General features: G+C 62.4%; 17 protein-coding genes. 3 read left to right on the forward strand and 14 right to left on the reverse strand.

The genetic code is table 11. From position 1 onward, the window contains the following. Positions 1 to 2 precede the first annotated feature (2 nt). Genes GTP58_RS10795 through GTP58_RS10830 form a run of 8 tightly spaced genes read right to left on the reverse strand, consistent with a single transcriptional unit; the run spans position 3 to position 10,142 of the window. Positions 3 to 1,139 carry a deoxyguanosinetriphosphate triphosphohydrolase gene (locus GTP58_RS10795; protein WP_161077523.1) on the reverse strand — a complete coding sequence of 379 codons (1,137 nt, stop codon included), beginning with the start codon at positions 1,137 to 1,139 and terminating at the stop codon, positions 3 to 5. Between the two features lie 13 nt (positions 1,140 to 1,152). After that, on the reverse strand, positions 1,153 to 2,796 hold the full coding sequence (aroKB, locus tag GTP58_RS10800) for a bifunctional shikimate kinase/3-dehydroquinate synthase AroKB (RefSeq protein WP_161077524.1): 1,644 nt from the start codon (positions 2,794 to 2,796) through the stop codon (positions 1,153 to 1,155). Between the two features lie 10 nt (positions 2,797 to 2,806). Further along, positions 2,807 to 4,984, reverse strand: a complete 2,178-nt coding sequence (locus GTP58_RS10805) for an Ig-like domain-containing protein (protein ID WP_161077525.1) — start codon at positions 4,982 to 4,984, stop codon at positions 2,807 to 2,809. Positions 4,985 to 5,013: 29 nt separating this feature from the next. Then, positions 5,014 to 7,188, reverse strand: coding sequence for a type IV pilus secretin PilQ (gene pilQ / locus GTP58_RS10810; RefSeq protein WP_161077526.1), 2,175 nt, complete (start codon positions 7,186 to 7,188; stop codon positions 5,014 to 5,016). Next, positions 7,185 to 7,721: a pilus assembly protein PilP gene (locus GTP58_RS10815; protein WP_161077527.1), complete on the reverse strand. Its 537-nt coding sequence runs from the start codon at positions 7,719 to 7,721 to the stop codon at positions 7,185 to 7,187. Before GTP58_RS10815 ends, pilQ begins: the two co-directional genes overlap by 4 nt. Continuing rightward, positions 7,718 to 8,392, reverse strand: a complete 675-nt coding sequence (locus GTP58_RS10820; RefSeq protein ID WP_161077528.1) for a type 4a pilus biogenesis protein PilO — start codon at positions 8,390 to 8,392, stop codon at positions 7,718 to 7,720. The genes GTP58_RS10815 and GTP58_RS10820 overlap by 4 nt, the downstream gene beginning before the upstream one ends. A gap of 11 nt (positions 8,393 to 8,403) precedes the next feature. After that, a complete protein-coding gene (locus tag GTP58_RS10825) occupies positions 8,404 to 9,066 on the reverse strand; it encodes a PilN domain-containing protein (RefSeq protein ID WP_161077529.1) in 663 nt (220 codons plus the stop codon). Next, a complete protein-coding gene (locus GTP58_RS10830; protein WP_072786851.1) occupies positions 9,066 to 10,142 on the reverse strand; it encodes a pilus assembly protein PilM in 1,077 nt (358 codons plus the stop codon). The genes GTP58_RS10825 and GTP58_RS10830 overlap by 1 nt, the downstream gene beginning before the upstream one ends. A 330-nt stretch (positions 10,143 to 10,472) precedes the next feature. Here GTP58_RS10830 and GTP58_RS10835 point away from each other — a divergent pair, with 330 nt between their 5' ends. Further along, a complete protein-coding gene (locus GTP58_RS10835) occupies positions 10,473 to 12,833 on the forward strand; it encodes a penicillin-binding protein 1A (RefSeq protein WP_161077530.1) in 2,361 nt (786 codons plus the stop codon). Positions 12,834 to 12,878: 45 nt separating this feature from the next. Here the strand turns inward: GTP58_RS10835 and cyaY are convergent, their stop codons facing one another. After that, on the reverse strand, positions 12,879 to 13,208 hold the full coding sequence (gene cyaY / locus GTP58_RS10840) for an iron donor protein CyaY (protein WP_072786849.1): 330 nt from the start codon (positions 13,206 to 13,208) through the stop codon (positions 12,879 to 12,881). Between the two features lie 42 nt (positions 13,209 to 13,250). Between cyaY and GTP58_RS31905 the strand changes: the two genes are divergently transcribed. Beyond that, on the forward strand, positions 13,251 to 13,430 hold the full coding sequence (locus tag GTP58_RS31905; RefSeq protein WP_139260638.1) for a lipoprotein: 180 nt from the start codon (positions 13,251 to 13,253) through the stop codon (positions 13,428 to 13,430). Beyond that, positions 13,430 to 14,707 (forward strand): diaminopimelate decarboxylase, encoded by a 1,278-nt coding sequence (gene lysA, locus GTP58_RS10845; protein WP_161077531.1) that lies wholly within the window; start codon positions 13,430 to 13,432, stop codon positions 14,705 to 14,707. Before GTP58_RS31905 ends, lysA begins: the two co-directional genes overlap by 1 nt. Positions 14,708 to 14,797: 90 nt before the next feature. Here the strand turns inward: lysA and GTP58_RS10850 are convergent, their stop codons facing one another. From GTP58_RS10850 to GTP58_RS10870, 5 genes are all read right to left on the reverse strand, one after another. Continuing rightward, entirely contained in the window at positions 14,798 to 15,391 is a 594-nt protein-coding gene (locus GTP58_RS10850; RefSeq protein ID WP_161077532.1) for a sulfite oxidase heme-binding subunit YedZ, read from the reverse strand. Continuing rightward, positions 15,391 to 16,365: a protein-methionine-sulfoxide reductase catalytic subunit MsrP gene (msrP, locus tag GTP58_RS10855; RefSeq protein WP_161077533.1), complete on the reverse strand. Its 975-nt coding sequence runs from the start codon at positions 16,363 to 16,365 to the stop codon at positions 15,391 to 15,393. Before msrP ends, GTP58_RS10850 begins: the two co-directional genes overlap by 1 nt. Before the next feature lie 70 nt (positions 16,366 to 16,435). After that, positions 16,436 to 17,599 carry a c-type cytochrome biogenesis protein CcsB gene (gene ccsB, locus GTP58_RS10860; RefSeq protein WP_161078117.1) on the reverse strand — a complete coding sequence of 388 codons (1,164 nt, stop codon included), beginning with the start codon at positions 17,597 to 17,599 and terminating at the stop codon, positions 16,436 to 16,438. A gap of 13 nt (positions 17,600 to 17,612) precedes the next feature. Further along, positions 17,613 to 19,694, reverse strand: a complete 2,082-nt coding sequence (locus tag GTP58_RS10865; protein ID WP_161077534.1) for a cytochrome c biogenesis protein ResB — start codon at positions 19,692 to 19,694, stop codon at positions 17,613 to 17,615. 112 nt (positions 19,695 to 19,806) lie between these two features. Beyond that, positions 19,807 to 20,472, reverse strand: a complete 666-nt coding sequence (locus tag GTP58_RS10870; protein WP_072786843.1) for a cytochrome c — start codon at positions 20,470 to 20,472, stop codon at positions 19,807 to 19,809. Between the last annotated feature and the right edge of the window lie 89 nt (positions 20,473 to 20,561).

Raw genomic sequence — 20,561 nt, forward strand, 5'->3', positions numbered from 1 at the left:
GGTCAGAGTTCGTCGAGGGAGAACAGGCGGCGGTGCTCGCGGATCGCGTAGCGGTCGGTCATGCCGGCAATGTAGTCGGCGATCTTGCGGGCCTGCTTGTTCACGTCGCCGGACTTGTCCTGATAATCCGGCGGCAACAGCACCGGCTCCGCCATGAACGAGTCAAACAGTTCACGCACAATCCGGCTGGCTTTGACGCGCATGCGGTTGACCTTGTAGTGGCGATACAGATTCGCATGCAGGAAGCGCTTGAGTTCGGTCGCATCCTTGCGCATGCCATCGGAGAAGCGGATCAGCGGCGGCGCGTTGCGCACGTCATCGATATGCTGCGGCGCCGCATCGGCAATGCGGCTGGTGGAGGTCACGATCAGGTCGTCTGCCAAGGCCGTGATCAACCGGCGCAAGGTTTCATAAATCGCGCGCCGGCCGGACAGGCCCGGGAAGGCCAGCTGCACATCGCGCCACAGACGCGCAAAGAAATCCACCTGTTCCAGTTGCGCAATCGAGATCAGCCCCGAACGCAAGCCGTCATCGATGTCATGGCTGTTGTAGGCGATTTCATCGGCCAGATTGGTCAGCTGCGCTTCCAGCGACGGCTGGGTGCGGTCGATGAAGCGCTGCGCCACAGGCCCCAGCAGGCGCGCATTGTTCAGCGAGCAGTGCTTGAGGATGCCCTCGCGCGTTTCAAACATCAGGTTCAGGCCATTCCACGCGCCGTAGTGCTCTTCCAGCTCATCGACCACACGCAGGCTTTGCAGATTGTGTTCGAAGCCGCCGTAATCCTTCATGCACTCGTTGAGCACGTCCTGGCCCACGTGGCCGAACGGCGTGTGGCCCAGATCGTGCGCCAGAGAAATCGCCTCGACCAGGTCTTCATTGAGCCGCAGATTGCGCGCCAGCGAGCGGCCGATCTGCGCCACCTCCAGGCTGTGCGTGAGCCGGGTGCGGAACAAATCGCCTTCATGGTTGAGGAAGACCTGGGTCTTGTACTCCAGCCGGCGGAATGCCGAGGAGTGGATGATGCGGTCGCGGTCGCGCTGGAACTGGCTGCGCGACGCATGCGCCGTCTCGGGATGACGGCGGCCGACGCCGCCTTCAGAATGCGCCGCGTACGGCGCGAGGTATTCTTCCGGCGACATCGCAGCCTCCCCGTCAGATATGCGCTGCCAGCGTCGCCAGCAGCAGCTCCTGCGGCGCGTTGGTGATCTTCGGTGCGCCGAGCGGATTGAGCAGGATGAACTTGATGGCGCCGCCCTCGTTCTTCTTGTCGACTTCCATCGCTTCCAGCCACTGTGCGGTGCCGAGGTCCGGCGCCTTCACCGGCAGGCCGGCCGCGGCTACCAGGTTGCGCAGACGCACCACGGTAGCCGCATCGACCAGGCCCATGCGGTGCGACAGGTCGGCCGCCATCACCATGCCGCAGCCGACGGCCTCGCCGTGCAGCCAGACGCCATAACCCAGGCCCGCTTCAATCGCGTGGCCGAAGGTATGGCCGAAGTTCAGGATGGCGCGCAGGCCGCCTTCGCGCTCGTCCTGGCGCACCACGTCCGCCTTGATCTCGCAGGAACGCGCAATCGCATATGCCAGCGCGCCCTTGTCGCGCGCCACCAGCTTGTCAATATTCGCTTCGATCCAGTCAAAGAACGCGGCGTCAATGATGGCGCCGTGCTTGATGACTTCCGCCAGGCCGGCCGACAGTTCGCGGTCCGGCAGGGTTTCCAGGGTCGAGGTGTCGGCAATCACCGCGCGCGGCTGGTAGAACGCGCCAATCATGTTCTTGCCCAGCGGGTGGTTGATGCCAGTCTTGCCGCCCACCGAGGAATCCACCTGCGACAGCAAGGTGGTCGGCACCTGGATGAAATCGACGCCGCGCATATAGCTGGCGGCGGCATAGCCGGTCAGGTCGCCAATCACGCCGCCGCCCAGCGCAATCAGCGTGGTCTTGCGGTCGGCCTTGGTTTCCAGCAGCTGGTCGAAAATCTGCATCAGGCTGGCCCAGTTCTTGAACTCCTCGCCATCCGGCAGCACCACCGAAGTGACTTGCTTGCCAGCATCACGCAACCCCGTCTCGATGCGCTCCAGGTAGAGCGGCGCCACAGTGGTGTTGGTGACGATGGCCACCTTGCTGCCACTCACATGGCGGGCCAGCAGCGCGCTGTCGTTGAGCAGTGCGGGACCAATGGAAATCGGGTAGCTGCGCTCGCCCAGATCTACGTTTAACAGGATGTTGGATTGTTCGTTCATCGATGGTTCGGCGTGAGTGACGCAGTTGGGCGCAGCTTCGCAAGCCAGGGCGTCCATCTGGTTCAAAATGGTCTGAACCATCGATTGTACGTTAGGACGGCCGGTATCGATGACCAAATCGGCAATTTCCATGTACAAGGGCTCGCGCACCGCCATCAATTCCTCGAGTTTTTTGCGCGGGTCGGCGGTTTGCAGCAGCGGCCGGTTCTTGTCATGCGCGGTGCGTTGCAGGATGCTGTTGACGCTGGCGCGCAGGTAGATGACGGTGCCGCGCGCCTTGAGGAAGGCGCGGTTGTCCGGATTCAGAATGGCGCCGCCGCCGGTGGCCAGCACGATGCCCGCCTGCCCGGTCAGCTCGCGGATGACGTCCGCCTCGCGGCGGCGGAAGCTCGCCTCGCCCTCGATTTCAAAGATCCACGGGATCGAGGCGCCGGTACGGGCCTCGATCTCATGGTCAGAATCTATAAACCTCAGCCCCAGCTTGCGCGCCAGGATGCGGCCGATGGTGGTTTTTCCCGCCCCCATCAGGCCGACTAGAAACACATTCTGCATTCAACATCCACTATAAGGGGTTACTGCACAGCGTACCGACACCATAAGGACTGCTACGGCCCGGTGGGTCCTGCGTCTTGATGGCGTAATCTGCGCTTAATCCCATCAAGTGTACCAGAGAGGTGTAGCTGGACTCAGTGCCGCTGGCCTGGCCGCGTATCGTCAGGTTCACATCCAGCCAGTAAACATTGTCGCGCGGGTAGATCAGCGACACCGAGGCGCGGCCGCTGGCGTCGGTGGTCACGCTCGGCGTCACCGTCACCGGGATGCCAGGGTCGAGCCGGCCATTGCCGTTGACATCCTCGCCGGCATCCAGGATGCCGTTGCTGTTGAGGTCTTCATTGGCGCAGGCGGTGCGGCTGGCTGGTTCCCACGGTCCGGCCGGCAAGGTGTATTGCTGCACGCCCTTGTAATACGTCACCGGCAGCACCGAGGCGGTCAGCTTGATGCCGGGCACGGCATTGCCGGCGGCGTCGGTCACGATGACCGCATAGTCCATCTGGTAAGTCGTGGTGCTGGGCACGCCAACGGTATTGCCAGTGCCGGCGCTGATGAACAGCGAGCGCTGCGCCACGGTCAGGTTCACGGCGGCGGTCGGGCCGGAGCCGCCGATCAGCTTGGCCTGGATCTGCACGCCGTTGAGCGCTGTCGCGGCCGTGCCGGCAATGAAGCTGGTGGTGGCCGTGCCATCGGCGCCGGTGGTGACCACGGCCGGCTGGGTCAGCGTGCCGCCGCTCGGGTCGCTGATGATGGAGAACGCCACGGTCGCGTTCTTGACCAGGTTGTTGAGCGGCGTGCCATCCCGCACGATGGCGCGCAGCGTGGTTTGCTGGGTGGTGCTGCCCGCCGTATTCACGCCGATCACGGCAGGATCGGCTTGCAGCGAAATGGTGGTGGCATTGGTCACCGGCGCCACGAATTCCAGGTCGGTCTGCGTAGTGAGGCCGCCGGAATTGGCGGTCAGCGTCGCCACGCCGGGGCTGGTGGCATTCACATAGGCCGAGGCCGCACCGCCGGACACCGCCAGCGGACTGCTCAGTGTGGTGCGGCACGTCGATTCGGCATAAATCGTGCCGCGCGAGGTGCTGATGGTCACCGTGGCGCCTGGTGCATTGGTGACAGACACCTGCTGGCAGCCGCCGATCGCAGCGGAGGTTTCCGGATTGCCGCCGCTATCGAGCGCCTTCATGGCAAAGGTGGAGGAATTGACCGCGATGCCGACCGAGGCAATCTCGCCCATGGACTTGACGGTGATCACGTCCGCCGAGCCGCCGCTGGCCGTGTAGGTCAGCACCAGTTGCCCGCCCGAATTGGTCACCGGCGTACCGCCGCCCTTGACCGTCAACGCATTCGCATTCGAGCTGTAGTTCACCGTTTTGCCGACCAGCGCGTTGCCGGCCGAATCCACCAGCTTCACCGTCACATCAGCGCTGGCGCCCACATTGATGGTCGGCGCAGCATTGATAGTGAGCCGGTTGCCCGTGACGTTGACGATCGTGGTGGCTGGCACGGCCCCCGGCACGGTGGCGGTAATCTTGATCGCGCGCGAGGTGGCGTCACCGCCGGTACCCAGTTTTTCCGTCACGATGCCCTGCGCATTGGTGACGCGGTTGGTCAGCGTCAGCGCGCCCGAGTCGGACTTCAGATCGACCGTGACGTTCGGCATCACGGTATTGTTGGCGTCACGCACCAGCGCGCTGACCGTGACCTCGTTGCCGGTGGTGCCGGCCGACGCCAGCGTGCCGGAATCCGTCGTCAGCGTCAGCGTCGGCACCGCACTGATGACCTGCACCGTGATGGTGTTCGAGTTGATCGATCCCGCGCTGGCGGTAATCGAAATGGTGCGCAGCGAGGAGTCTCCTTTGACGCTGAGCTTTTCCACCACCTGGCCGGAAGTGTTGGTCAGGCGGTTCAGGTTGCTGATGGTGCCCGAGCTGGCATTGAAGTTCACGGTTTCATTGGGCAAGGCATTGCCGCCGCCGTCTTTGACGATGACAGTCAGCGTCACTTCCGTGCCATCCAGGCCGGACGAGGCAATCGTGGCCGCACTGGCCGTCAGCGTCACGCTGGCCGCCTTCGATGGCGCCTGGCCATTGCTATTCGTTCCCGGGGAGCCGCCACCACCGCCGCACGCGGCCAGCAGGCCCGCGCACGCCATCACGCCCAGCCATCCAATGATTTTTTTCATGAAGCGCACCTCATTCAAAGTGAATCAAATTACCGCGCCGTCGACAGCTTGTCTGCCACAATCTTGGGCGTGATGAACACCAGCAGCTCCGTCTTGTCGTTGGTGCGGGTGTTGCTGCGGAAGAGATAGCCCAGGATGGGCACGTCGCCGAGCAGCGGCACCTTGTCGGTGGTGCTGCGTTCGGTTTGCTGGTAAATGCCGCCCAACACCACCGTGCCGCCGTTGTCGACCATGACCTGGGTCTTGACGTGCTTGGTGTCGATGGCAAAGCCGGAACGGGTTTCCTGGCCCACGCTGTCCTTGTTGACGTCAACGTCGATCACGACATTGCCATCCGGCGTGATCTGCGGCGTGACTTCCAGCCGCAGGTTGGCCTTGCGGAACATGATCGAGGTAGCACCGCTGCTGGTCGCCACCTGGTACGGTAGCTCGATGCCCTGCTCGATCAGCGCCACCGCCTTGTCGGCCGTGATCACGCGTGGACTGGAGATGATCTTGCCGGTGCCGTCTTCTTCCAGCGCGGACAGCTCCAGGTTCAGAAAACGGTTGGCGGCCGAGGAAAACAGGCTTACCGCCAGGCTGCCCGCCTGCGCACCGTTGATGTTACCCGCCGGCAGATTGATGAACTGGGTGTTGTTGTAGCTGCTGTCTGTGACCTTGACTTGGCCCGTGCTTTCGCCGACGCCGGTCAGATTGCCGCTCACCGCCACCCGGGTATTGCTGTTGCCCAGCTGGTAGCCGGTATCGCCACCGCGGATGGTACGCATGTCGGAAAAGCCCAGCTTGGCGCCGAGGTTGCGCGTAAAGGTGTCGCTGGCCTCGACGATGCGCGCCTCGATCAGCACCTGCTTGGTGGCGACGTCGGTCTTGGCAATCAGGCGGCGCACATCTTCCAGCTTGGAAGCGATGTCGGTCACGAACAGCTGGTTGGTGCGCGGCTCGATGATGGCGCTGCCGCGCTTGGACAGGATGCGGTTCTTGGCATCACCGCCCTCCAGGCCAAACACCACTTTGAACGCTTCGGCCTTCTGGTAATTGAGCTGGAAGATTTCCGACTTCAGCGGCTCCAGATCAGCAATCTGCGCGCGCTGCTCCAGCTCCAGTTTTTCCTTGGTCAGCAATTCCTCCTTGGGCGCGATCCAGATTACCGAGCCGTTCTTGCGCATGTCCAGGCCCTTGGCTTGCAGGATCACATCCAGCGCCTGGTCCCACGGTACCTCTTTCAGGCGCAGGGTCAGATTGCCGCTGACGCTATCGCTGGTGATGATGTTGAGACCGGAAATGTCGGCAATCGCCTGCAAGGCCGCGCGCACTTCCACGTTCTGGAAATTGAAGGACAGCTTCTCGCCACGGTAGCCTTGCGAGCCCTGCGTCAGCTTGTTGGGATCTTCCTTGATCGGCTTGACGTCCACCACCAGCTGGGTGTCGCTCTGGTACACGGTCTGTTCCCACAGGCCGCGCGCCTCGATGGTCAGGCGCGTATTCTCGCCCTGCGGCACGGCGGTGACCTGCGCTACCGGCGTGCCAAAGTCGCTCACGTCCAGGCGGCGGCGCAGATTGTCGGGTACGCCCGTGCGCAGGAAGTCCACCACCACACCGGTAGGCGTCTGGCGCACATCGACGGCCACCTGGTTGTTGGGCAGATCGACCACCACCCGGCCTTCGCCGTTGGCGCCACGGCGGAAGTCCAGGTCGCGCAACATCTGGCGGCCCGTCGGTGCTGGCGACGTGGCCGCCTTGACCGGCAAGCCGCTGGCGTCCACTGCGGTAGCGATGCCGCCCGAACCATCAATGGTCAGGATGACCGACTTGCCGTCCACCGCAGTGGCGTAATTAAGCGAACGTTTCAGGTTGAAGACGAGCCGCGACCGTTCACCGGCCTGCACCACATTCACGCTGCGCAGGTCGCCCTGGTTCAGCTCCTGCGAAGTTTTACCGGTGGCATTGACGGTGGCGCCAAAATCCATGACGATGCGCGCCGGATTGGTGATGGCAAAGTTAATCAGCGGTTCCGCCGGTTTATTGGTCATCGTGATCTTGACGATGAGGTTGGCGCCCTGCTGGCTGGCGGTAATCGATTCAATGCCATTGCCGATGCGGTCGTCAGCACGCGCGGGCGCCAGCTGCATGCAGAGCGCCAGGGCGAACAATGGCGCCCAGTATGCGGCGGCGAACAGGCGCCGGGCCGTGTGATGAGCGTTCATTTGGCAGTCTCCTTGTTTTCCTGCAGTTCCAACCTGGACAGGCGCTCCACCCAGTCACCCGTGGCGTCCTGGACGATTTCCTTGAGGCTGACGCTGTCATCGTCAATGCGGGTGACGCGGCCGTAGTTCTGGCCCAGGTGCTGGCCCACCACCACATGGTGCAAAGCGCGGTCAACCTGCAGCACGGCATACAGCACACCCTTGCTCTCGATGGTGCCCACCATCTTGATGGTGTCCAGCGGATACGTCTCCAGCAGCTCCTTGCGGCGCTGGGTATCGGGATGCAGCCCGCTGGCGCCGCCGCTGGCGGCCTGCCGGGCCAGTTCGGCCAGCAGCTTGTTGGGATTGAACGGGTCCAGTTCATCCTTGTGCACGTAGGCAAACGGGATAAAGGTTTTCGGCTCGGCCAATGGCGGCACCTTGACCCTGGTCTGGGCGTCCACCTGCTTCATCCAGGTGCGGACTTCCTGCACGTCGCTGTCGCCACAACCAGCCAGTAGCAGCAATGCCATCAATGCGGTCAGCGTCCTCATGATTTTTTCGCCGCCTTCTTCTTGTCCGCGGCGGCCTTGCGCTGCGCTGCCACCTCTTCCGGGTCCAGGTAACGGAAGGTCTTGGCCACCGCCTCCAGTGTCAGCACGCCATCCTTGCCGGTGCTGAGCGCCATGTTGTTGAGCGTGACGATGCGCGGCAGATTGGCGATGTCGCCGGTGAAGGCGCCGATGTCGTGGTAATTGCCGGTCACCTTGATGTCGATCGGCAGCTCGGCGTAGTAATCCTTGACTACCACCTGCTGCGGCTTGAACAGGTCGAACTGCAAGCCGCGCCCGGCGCCAGCCTGGTTGATGTCGGTCAGCAGCGCCGCCATCTCGGCCTTGCTCGGCAGCTGTTTCTGCAAACGCTCCACGTACTGGTCGACCTGGGCCTTTTGCGCGCGCAAGGCGTCGAGGTTGATCGCCTGCGCCATCTTGATCTTGTATTCGTCGCGCAGCTTGGCTTCCACCTGCGCGCCCGCATCCTGCTCCTCGAACTGCGAGCTCCAGTAGCCGAAATAGCCGGCCACGCACACCACCGCCGTCACGCCGACCGCGCACAGCACGCGCGGCGCCAGCGGCCACTGCCCTGGGTGGCGGCCATTCAGGTCGCGGAACTGGTCGGCGAACTGCGCAAACAGCAAATGGAGATTGAGGTTGGCTTTGGCCATCGCCGGCGCTCCTAGGTGTGCGCTGGCGGCGAGCCGCTGGCGGGAACGTTGGCGGGCGCGCCCGCAGGGGCAGCGGGCGCTTTGCCCTTGGCGCCGTCTTCCGGCTTGTCCTTGTCGCGCGGCCGCTTGATGTTGACGTTGAGGTTGAATTCCACCACCTTCTTGGCCGTCTTGCCCTGCCCCAGCCCGGTGGACTTCACTTCAATCAGGTCTGGGCGCTCCAGCCACGGCGACACACCGGCCAGGTTGCGCAGCAGCTCGGACACCCGCTCCTGCGACTGCGCGTAGCCATTCACGGCCACCTTTTGCCCATCCTGCCGGAACGCCTTGAGATACACGCCGGGCGGCGTCTGCCGGACCAGCTCGTCCAGCAGATACACGGGCTGGTTGCGGTCGCCCTGCAAATCCTCCACCGCTTGCTGGCGTGCTTTGAGCGCTTCGATTTCCTGCTTGAGCGTGGCGATCTCGGCGATCTTCCGGTCGAGATCGACAATCGCGGTTTTGAGCACCTGATTGCGCTGCTCCTGGATCGAGATGGCGCGCGCGTTGTAGGCGCCCACCAGCAACACGACACCCACGCCCACCACGCCGCCCAACGCCAGCAGCGCATAGAAGGCCTGCTTCTTTTGCTTGCGTTTCGCTTCGCGGTGCGGCAGCAGGTTAATCCGTATCATCAGTCGAACCTCCGCAGGGCCAGGCCGCAGGCCACCAGGTAGGCGGGCGCATCCAGCCGCAACTGCGATTCGCGTACCGACGGGCCGATCTGCATGCCCTTGAACGGCGAAATCACCGCGCTCGAGATGCGCGTGCGCGCGGCCACCAGTTCCAGCAGGCCCGGGATCACCGCGCAGCCGCCGGCCAGGAACAGCTGGTCGACCCGCGTGTACGGGGTGGAGGTGTAGAAGAACTGGATGGCGCGTGTGACTTCCAGCGCAGCGCTTTCCAGAAACGGCGTGAGCAGTTCGGCGTGGTAGTTGTCCGGCAGGTCGCCGGTCTTCTTGCGCGCCTCGGCTTCGTCGAAGGACAGGCCGTAGCTGCGCACGATGTCCTGCGTCAGCGCGGTGCCGCCGAAAGGCTGCTCGCGCTCGTAGACGGTGGCGCCGTCCAGCATCACGGAAATGTGGGTGACCTGGGCGCCGATCTGGAACAGCGCAATGATCTGGCCCGCGCCCGCCTCGGGCAGTTGCGCGATCACGCGGTCCAGCGCGGCGCGCGCGGCATAGGATTCAATATCCATCACGCTGGCCTTGAGGCCGGACGCTTCGGCAATCGCCACGCGGTCTTCGACTTTCTCGCGGCGCGAGGCGGCCAGCATGACTTCGATATCCTCGGCGGAATTAGCGGCCGGACCGATCACGTCGAAGTCCAGGCTGACTTCGTCCAGCGCGAACGGAATGTACTGGCTGGCTTCGGATTCGACCTGCACTTCCAGCTGGTCTTCCGGCATGCCAGCCGGCAGGATAATTTTCTTGGTGATCACTGCGGCGGGCGGCATGCCCAGCGCCGCATGGCGCGCCTTGGTGCCGCTCTTCTTCCAGACGCGGCGCACGGCTTCCACCACCTGGTCCATGTTCTCGATATTGCCGTCCGTGACGGCGTTGCGCGGCAGCGGTTCGGCGGCGTAGCGTTCCAGCCGGAGTTCGCCCTTGGCGCCTTGCACCAGTTCCACCAGCCGGACGCTGGAGGTGCTGATGTCGATGCCCACCAGCGGTGGGTTGCCTTGGCCCAGCAGGGCCTTGAAATCGATCATACGTTTCCTCCGGCGTCATGGCTGGCGCCTGTTCTGCAGTACATCCGAACACAGAGTCGAACTGTTTGCATAAAAGGAAACTCGTTTAAAAACCTGCGTTTAGAAGGCTTATATATGCTCGTACATTAAAACGAGCCTATTTAAGTGTAAAGGTATTTCTACCGTGCACAATTGCCTTGGTGTGAGGGTTTCGCCACACTTTATTTCGCCATCGTAAGCAACAAAGCAACTCCATTGTTTTGTTGCTCATGCAGAAATATTACTGTCGTAGGGTACGGCGCGGCGCTCGCTTATAATGGCTCGCACATTTCCATAGAAAGATCGTACTGCATGGCCTCTTCCAATTCGGCACCTCCACCCTCGCCGCCTGCCGACAAGGCGGACGGCAAACCGCGCAAACCTGCGTCCCGCTTCCTGCTCACGGCTGGCCTGTCCATTGCCGGCCTGGGCCTGACAGGCGTGCTGCTGGTTGTGTTCGGCCTGGCGATGGCTTATCCCAACCTGCCAGAACTCGACACGCTGACCGACTACCGTCCCAAGATGCCGCTGCGCATCTTCTCGGCTGATAACGTCCTCATCGGCGAGTTCGGTGAAGAGCGCCGCAACCTGGTGCGGATCAAGGACATCCCGGACGTCATGAAAAAAGCCGTGCTGGCGATTGAAGACGACCGCTTCTACGAGCACGGCGGCGTCGACTACACCGGCATCCTGCGCGCGGCCGTGCACAATGCGATGGGCGGCGGCGGCCGCCAGGGCGCATCGACCATCACCCAGCAGGTGGCGCGTAACTTCTTCCTGTCCAGCGAGCAGACCATCAAGCGCAAGGTCTACGAAATGCTGCTGGCCTGGAAGATCGAAAAAAACCTCAGCAAGGACCAGATTCTCGAGGTCTATATGAACCAGATTTATCTGGGCCAGCGCGCCTATGGTTTCTCGTCCGCCGCACAAATCTATTTCGGCAAAAACCTGCGCGACATCAGCATCGCGGAAGCGGCCATGCTGGCGGGCTTGCCCAAAGCGCCCTCGGCTTACAATCCGGTAGTCAATCCCAAGCGCGCGCGCACCCGGCAACAGTACATCCTGCAGCGCATGCACGATCTGGGCTATATCACGGACAAGCAATATGAAACGGCCAAGGCGGAAGAGCTCAAAGTCAAAACCGACAGCAGCGAATTCGGCGTGCATGCCGAGTACGTGGCCGAGCTGGCGCGCCAGCTGGTGTACGAGCAGTTCAAGGAAGACACCTACACGCGCGGCCTGAACGTGTTCACCACCATCACCAAGGCCGACCAGGACGCCGCTTACCTGGCGCTGCGCAAGGGCGTGATGGATTACGAGCGCCGCCACGCCTACCGTGGTCCGGAAGCCTACATCGACATCCCGAACAACAAGGAAGAAGCGGACGATGCCATCGAAACCGCGCTGGCCGAGCACCCGGACAACGATGACATCGTCGCGGCCATGGTGCTGCAAGCCACGCCGCAGATGATTACTGCGGTCACCGCGTCCGGCGAGGAAATCAAGATCACCGGTCCCGGCCTGGAAATGGGCCGCTCATGGCTGTCCGACAAGAACCCGCCGAACAAGCGCATCCGCCGTGGCGCCGTGATCCGCGTGATGCAGGAAGGGAAAGACTGGCAGGTGGCGCAGATGCCGGAAATCGAATCGGCGTTCGTGGCAGCCAGCACCACCGACGGCGCGATCAAGGCCATGGTGGGCGGCTTCGACTACAACCGCAACAAGTTCAACCACGTGACGCAGGCGTGGCGCCAGCCCGGTTCGTCGTTCAAACCATTCATCTACTCGGCCTCGCTGGAACGCGGCCTGTCGCCGGCCACCGTCATCAACGATGCGCCCATCTCGTTTGACGCCGGCCAGACCGGCGGCCAGGCGTGGGAACCGAAAAACTACGACGGCAAGTACGAAGGTCCGATGACCATGCGCAAGGGCCTGACCAAGTCCAAGAACATGATCTCGATCCGCATTCTGCACCGCATCGGCGCCAAGTACGGCCAGGAATACGCGACCCGCTTCGGCTTTGACGCCGACAAGAACCCGCCCTACCTGACGCTGGCCCTGGGCGCGGGCAACGTCACGCCGCTGCAGATGGCGGGCGCCTACGCGGTGTTTGCCAACGGCGGCTACAAGGTCAGCCCTTACCTGATTTCCAAGGTGACCGATGCCGATGGCAAGATCCTGTCGCAAGCCCATCCGGACGTGGCGGGCGACGAGAAGAACCGCGTGATCGACGAGCGCAACGCCTTCCTGATGGATTCGATGCTCAAGGACGTGGTGCGCTTCGGTACGGCGGCCAAGGCCAACGTGCTGGGCCGCCGCGATATCGCCGGCAAGACCGGTACCACCAATGATTCGATCGATGCCTGGTTCGCCGGCTACCAGGCCAAGCTGGTGGGCATTGCCTGGATCGGCTACGACCAGCCGAAGAACCTGGGCAACCGCGAAACCGGCGGCGGCCTGGCGCTGCCAATCTGGATCGGCTACATGCAGAAGGCGTTGAAGAATATTCCGATCGAGGAACGCGCGGTGCCGGAAGGTGTGATGCTGGTGGGAGACGAGTATTACTACGCGGAGAATCCGCCAGGCGCTGGCGTGAACAACCTCGACGCACCGGGACATGGCACCCCGGCCGAAGAAAAAGCCAAGGACGCCGTCAAGAACGAGCTGTTCTGACGGCAGGCTGGCGGACTGGCATGTCCGCCGGCGCAAGCGCCTGGTTCAGGCCAGGCTGACCTGGCTGCCGCCCTGGGCGCTGACCATCTCCGACAGCGAAGCAAACAGCTCGGTGTTATCGCGCGTGTTGATCCATCGTCCGTCGATCTGCCGGTAGTGGTAGCCGCCCGAACGGGATGCTACCCACAGCTCCTGCATTGCGGCCTGGCTGTTGACGATGATCTTGGAACCATTGTCGATAAACTCGATTTCCAGCACATTGCCGCTGCGGCTGCACTCGACGTCCAGCACGTCTTCGTCGTTGAGCTGGTCCAGTTTGGCCTCAATCGCGTTAAGGGTGGCCTCGGCTTGCGCCAGGAATTCTGATTCGCCCATGCTACACTCCAGTATCTGCACAAAATAATCCATGATTTTATCGTGAAGTCCACATTCCGTTTAATTATCGGCACAGCCACCCTGTGTCTGAGCGTATTGCTGAGCGGCTGCGGCCAACCCGGCCCCCTGTATCTGCCCAAGCCACCAGCGGCTAAGCCAGCCAAGAGCGGCGACGCCCCTGCTTCGTCCTCCAGCCCTGTTACTCCAGCCCCTCAACAATAATGTCCCAATTTTCGTATAAAGACGGCGTGCTGCACGCCGAAGGCGCGTCGCTGAGCGCCATTGCCGGCGAGTTCGGCACCCCGACCTATGTGTATTCCAAGGCCCGGCTGCTGGCCAACTTCGCGTCCTACGCCGATGCCTGCCAGGGCCGCGACGCGCTGGTGTGCTACGCCATGAAGGCCAACTCCAACCTGGCCATCCTTGACCTGCTGGCGCGCGAAGGCGCAGGCTTCGACATCGTCTCCGGCGGCGAACTGCTGCGCGTGCTGGCGGCGGGCGGCGATCCGCGCAAGGTGATCTTCTCCGGCGTCGGCAAGAGCGTGGAAGAAATGCGCCTGGCGCTGTCGCATGACATCCTGTGCTTCAACGTTGAATCGATCCCCGAGCTGCACCGCCTGAACGAAGTGGCCGGCGCCATGGGCAAGCAAGCGCGCATCTCGCTGCGCGTGAATCCCAACGTGGATGCCAAGACCCATCCTTACATCGCCACTGGCCTGAAGGCCAACAAGTTTGGCGTGGCCTTCTCCGACGCGCTGGAAACCTACCGCACGGCCGCCAGGCTGCCGCACCTGCAAGTGAGCGGCATCGACTGCCACATCGGCTCGCAGCTGCTGGACGACGCGCCGCTGCTGGAAGCGCTGGACCGCCTGATCGAGCTCATCGACCAACTCGGCGCGGAAGGCATTGAGCTGCACCACCTGGATATCGGCGGCGGCATCGGCATCGACTACCGTGAAGCCGGCGAATCGGCGCCGGTGCCGGTGGGCGACTACCTAGGCCGCCTGTTCGCCAAAATTGATGCATGGCGCAACGCGCGTCACGAAGGCAAGCCGATCAAGGTGATCTTCGAGCCGGGCCGTTCGATTGTCGGCGACACCGGCGTGCTGCTGACGCGCGTGGAATTCCTCAAGCATGGTGAAGAGAAAAACTTCTGCATCGTCGATGCGGCAATGAACGACATGGCACGTCCGGCGCTGTACCAGGCCTGGATGGACATGCAGCCGGTGGTGCAAAACGGCGCGGCCGCTGCGACCTACGACGTGGTCGGGCCGATCTGCGAATCCGGCGACTGGCTGGCGCGCGACCGTGCACTGGCGGTGGAAGCTGGTGACCTGCTCGTGATGCACACCGCAGGCGCCTACGGCATGACGATGGCCTCCAACTACAACACGCGTGGCCGCGCAGCTGAAGTGATCGTCGACGGCAGCGTCTGCCACCTGGTCCGCCAGCGCGAAAACCCGGCCGACCTCTACGCGCTGGAATCGCTCATCAAATAAACCCAATCCGGGGTCAGTTCTTGCAATCCAACACGAGCTCTGCTGTTGCGCAGTAGAGCTCGTGTTGGATTGCAAGAACTGACCCCGGATTTATTTGCGGATGGCCCACCAGACGCGTGTCAGCAGCAGTATGCCAACGATGCTGCCGAACAGGATGGGCTGGGTGAAGTTGTGCTTGCCCGCTTTCATCCACCAGAAGTGCAGGATGGCCAGCGGCGCGATCACGTAGATCAGCCGGTGCAGCCATTGCCACCGCTTGCCGCCCAGGCGTTTGATCATGCCGTTGGTGCTGGTCAGCGCCAATGGAATCAGCAGTACGAAGGCGATGAAACCCACTGTGATGAAGGGCCGCTTGAGCACGTCTTTCCACATCTCTTGCACGTCAAAGAAATGGTCGAACCACAGGAAGGTGGTGAAGTGCAGCAGACCGTAGAAGAAGGTGTACAGGCCCAGCATGCGGCGCAGCTTGACCAGCCAGTTCCAGCCACTCAGCCGCCGCAGCGGCGTCACCGCCAGCGTGATGCACAGGAAGTACAAGGTCCAGTCGCCAGTGCCGCGCGTGATGAATTCCAGTGGATCGACCAGTTGCCCGGTGACGGTCAGGTAAGCCATGCGCAGCAGGGGCACCAGCGCCAGCACAAAGATGGCGCCTTTGAGCCAGCTGACTTGTTTGGGGCTCAGCATCAGTAGAATTTCTTCAGGTCCATGCCCGCGTACAGCGGCGCGACGTCGTTATAGCCGTTGAACATCAGTGTCTTGCGTTTGCGCGACAGGAAGCCGTCTTCGCCGATGCGGCGCTCGGAGGCCTGAGACCAGCGCGGGTGGTCGACGTCTGGATTCACATTCGAGTAAAAGCCGTATTCGTTGGGGGCAGACAAATTCCACGAGGTGCGCGGCAGGTCTTTTACGAAGCGGATCTTGACGATCGATTTGGCGGATTTGAAGCCGTACTTCCACGGCAGCACCATGCGCACCGGCGCACCGTTCTGGTTCGGCAGCACGTCGCCATACATGCCAAAGGTCAGCAGCGCCAGCGGGTGGTTGGCTTCGTCGATGCGCAGGCCTTCGGTGTACGGCCATTGCAGCACGCGGCTGCCAACGCCGGGCATCTGTTTCTTGTCGGCCAGCGTGACAAATTCCACGTACTTGGCATTGCCGGTCGGCTCGACCTTTTTGATGATCTCGGAGAAGGAATAGCCTATCCATGGAATCACCATGGACCAGCCCTCCACGCAGCGCAGGCGGTAGACGCGCTCTTCCATCGGCGCCAGCTTCAGCAGCGCATCCAGGTCCAGCGTGACCGGTTTCTTGACCTCGCCTTCGATGCTGACCGTCCACGGCCGCGTTTTGAGCGTGCCCGCGTACATGGCCGGCTCGCTCTTGTCGGTGCCGAATTCGTAGTAGTTGTTGTAGGTGGTGGCGTCTTTGTACGGCGTCTGTTTGTCGAGCGCCGAGTAGGCCGGATTCAGCCTGGCGGGCAGTTTGCTGCCGCCCTGGGCAAACGCTTCGCGTTGCGCCATCTCCAGCAGCGCGGCGCTACCGGCCGCGCCCATGGCGATCTGCTTCATGAAAGAGCGGCGCGATTCGTACACCGCGCGCGGCGTGATTTCTGAAGAAAACGGCAAGTCGATGCCGTTGGGGCTGCGCTTGATCAGCATGATGGCTCCGGTAGATTTGTGCAGGGCTCCACCTTACACCAATCCTCCGGAGCAAATATTAAACTTGCGTTTACAACTTACCGTACGAGTGCAGGCCGGACAGGAACATGTTGACGCCCAGGAAAGCAAACGTCGTCACCAGCAGGCCCACCAGCGCCCACCATGCCGCCGGACGGCCGCGCAGGCCGTTCATGAGGCGCATGTGCAGCCAGGCCGCATAGTTGAGCCAGACGATCAGCGCCCAGGTTTCTTTCGGGTCCCACGACCAGTAGCCGCCCCACGCTTCGGCCGCCCACAGCGCCCCCAGGATGGTGGCGATGGTGAAGAAGGCGAAGCCGGCCGAGATGGCTTTGTACATCACGTCATCCAGCACTTCTTCCGACGGCAGGCGGTCCTTGAGGTAGCCTGCGGTTTTCAGCAGATAGGCGGCGGCAACCATGGCCGCCAGTGCAAAGTTGCCATAACCGATAAAGTTGGCGGGCACGTGAATTTTCATCCACCAGCTTTGCAGCGCCGGCAGCAGCGGCTGGATGTCGGCCGCGTTGCGCGAGGTGGTGTACCAGAACAGGAAGCCGATCGCGGCCGAGATCACCAGCAGCACGAACGGTCCCATCTGGCGAGTCGCGTAGCGCTGCTCGAAGTACAGGTAGAACATCGCGGTAATCAGCGAGAACAGGATGAACACTTCGTACAGGTTGGACACGGGGATGTGGCCGACGTCCGCGCCGATCAGGTAGGACTCGAACCAGCGCACCATCATCGCGGTCCAGCCCAGCACCACGGCCGCCCAGCTGAGCTTGGTGGCGATGCTGGACGTCGCGCCCGAACGGCCGACGAAGCCGATCCAGTAGAACACGGTGGAGATGACAAACATCACGCTCATCCACAGCACCGCTGACTGGCTGGACAACATCATGCGCAGCCAGAATTTCTTGCTGCCGTTGTCCAGCTGGCCCGCGTACATATAAATGGCCCACAGCGACAGCAGCGCCACCAGCGGCATCACCCAGCGCACCGGCTTCCAGTGCCAGCCCAGCGCGGCAAACACCGGTACCGCGCCCAGCAGCACGCCCTGTTCGTAGATGTCCATGAAATGGCCAAAGCGGTTCAGCGAGAACACCGCGCCGGCCAGCAGCGCCGCCGCGAATAGCCAGTCAATCAGGTTCAGGCGCTTGAAGTAGCCTGGCGCCTGCTGGTAGGTCTGCGGAGTTTGCCGGGATTGAGTCAGTTCCATCATTTTCTCCTGCTTAAGCCGCCGATTGCGGCAGTTTTTCTTTCAGTACTTCAAATTCGCGCTCAAAGTCCAGCGTCTTGCGCTGGGTGCTCATGGCCATCAGTGCTTCGCTGCCGGCTGCGTCGTCCTTGATCCAGATCCACAGGCGGCGTTCGCGGATGTAGAACATGGCAAACACGCCCAGCACCAGGAACAGGCAGCCCAGGTAGACCACGCTCTTGCCCGGCGAACGCGTGACCTGGAACACCGAGGCCTGCACGTGGGTAAAGTCGTCCAGCTGCAGATACACAGGAGCGCCGTAGAAGAAGGCATCCGACAGCGCGTTGATGGCCAGGTTGAGGAAGCGCGCGTGCTGTTCGTCTTCCACCACGGCCGGCAGGCCATCCTTGATGCGGGCAATCTGCCACAGGTCCCACAGGCTGGCGTTCAGGATACGCATGAAGACGTCGGCGTTTTTCTTGAGCGCTTCTTCCGGCATTTTTTCGAGGAACTTGGCGACGGCGGCAAAGCCGGCCATCTTGTCGTCACCGGCGAAGATGGTCAGGCCTTTTTCGGCGGCGGCCTGCAATTGCACGCGCAGCGCGTCGTTGCTGGCCGCCTGCGGCATGGCGCGCTGGGCGTAGCGCTGGGCGGCGGCGGCGCGCAGGTCGGCATTCTGCAGCGCGGCGCGCAGACGCATCCATTCGTTGACGCTGTGGCCGTCGTCGGCGGGGATGCGCAGGTAGCTGAAGTTGTCCGACGGGTTGGCGCGCATGCCGGCCAGGAACACGGTGGCGCCATCGATGGTGACCGGCTGCATGTAGTTGTTGAACTCGCGCGCCTGGCCGGTCTTGTCGCGCAGCTTGTAGCTGACGCTCGGGCCGATGTTTTTCAGGTCTTTATTGACGGCGTTCTTGCCGGCCGAGCCGGTGTGCTTGTCCAGCTCGTCGGCCAGGCTCACGCCCTTTTTGACGGCGCGCGCATCATCGGTGGGCGCGATGTTTTCGACGTTGAACGGACGGAAGCCCGACCATTCCACCGTGTAGGCATCGCCCATCGGCGTAGTGCCGTTGACCTCGCCGGCGATATCGAAGCGGTTGTTGATGGCGCCCACCATCGGGAAGCCGGTCAGCTTGAGCTTGCTGCCGCCATCCTCAAAGCTGGACTGGTAGATGGCGACGCCGTTGACGATGAGCGGCTTGTTGACCTCGATGGTGCCCTTGGTGATTTTGCCGCTCTCGTTCTCGCGCACTTCCACGTCGCTGGCAAACAGCTTGGGCATGCCGGTGCTGTAGAAATCGATGGTGAATTTTTTCAGGCTGATGGTGAACGGCAGTTCCTGGATCAGCACGCCATCCGGGCGTGTGAGCACGGCGGTATTGCTGGTCTGGCCTTCCGGAATCATGGTATTGCCGCGGAAGGTAGGGTTGCTGGTGCTCAGGCGGCTGGCCTGCGGCACTTGCGAAATCAGGCCGCTGCCATTGAATGGCGTTTTGCCGAGAAACCATTCCTGCAGGCGGATCGGCACGTCCGAATCCATGACGGCGCCCAGGCAGATCACCACGATGGCGGAGTGCGCAAAGATGTAGCCGAACTTGTTGGCGGCGCCCTGCTTGGCAGCGACCAGCGTGCCATGGTCTTTCTCCACCAGCTTGACCTGGTAGCCGGCGTCGGCCAGCCGCGCCGCGCTCTGCTGCGCCAGCGCGGTGCGCGCCAGCGGCGAACGCCATTGCATCTTGTGGTGGAAGTTCAGCAGCGACTGTTCGCGCACGTTCTCGCGCCAGCTGCGCATGTCCTTCAGCATCTTGGGCGCGTTGCGCACGATGCACAGCGAGGTCGAGAGCACCAGCACGGCCATCAGCAGCAGGAACCACCACGCCGAGTAGACCGTGTACAGGCCGATTTTGCGGAACACTTCATACCAGAACGGGCCGAACTGGTTGATGTAGCTGGTGCTGGCCTCGCCCTGCTTCATGACCGTGCCGACCACGGCGGCAATCGCGATCATCGCCAGCAGGGCGATGGCGAAACGCATGGAGGAAATCAGTTCAACGACTTCGCCCACGAGGGGGCGGCGGGTTTTCAGCTGGATGCCGGTGGTACTTGGGCTACTCATGCGTATTCAAGTTCTTTAATTAATGGTGGCAGCCGCAGCATACCAACAAAAAGGGCGGCATGCTCACGCCGCCGCCCCCTTCTTTTTCCTCAGTCATGCCGAGAAATCAAGTTTATTTCAAGCCTGCTACGTAATCCGCAACGGCCTTCATTTCCTCGTCGGACAGGCGCTTCGAAATGGGCGCCATCTCGATGCTCTTGCGGGTCCCCGCCTTGAACAGGCCCAGCTGAGCAACCGTGTAGTCCTGATGCTGGCCAGCGATGCGCGGGTACTGCACGGGAATACCCGCACCCGACGCGCCGTGACAGCTGGCACAGGCCGGCACGCTCTTCTCGGCGATGCCGCCACGGTAAATCTTCTTGCCCAGCTCGATCGTATCCTTGCTCTTGGCCGCGCCCGGTTTCTGCTGCTGCGTTGCCAGCCATGCCGCGACGTTGTGCTTTTCCTCATCGGTCAGCATCTTGGCGTAGGTCGTCATGACCGGTTGATTCCGGTCGGCGGTCGTAAAGTTCACCAGCTGCTTGTAAATATATCCTTCGTGCTGGCCAGCCAGCTTGGGATTGACCGCGATGGTGGAATTGCCGCCGGCGCCATGGCAGGACACGCAGGCCGGCAGACCACGGGCGTTGTCGCCGTCGGTAAACAGGGTGGCGCCTTTGGCCGGATCAATTTTCGGAGCGGCAGGGGCTGGCTTCTTGTCGTCCGCGGAGGCAGTGGCCGTCACGGCGATCAAAGCGACGAGCAGGGATTTTACAAAAGGTGAAAACACACTATTCATTCAAGCACCCTAGTAGGAGTCTAAAAAGTTGTGCACCAAAGTGTACCTGCGCAGCACCAGACCGTGCGTAGAAGCACTTGGGAACTACT

This window comes from Duganella sp. CY15W, from assembly GCF_009857555.1.
GTDB classification, from domain to species: Bacteria; Pseudomonadota; Gammaproteobacteria; order Burkholderiales; family Burkholderiaceae_D; genus Rugamonas; species Rugamonas sacchari.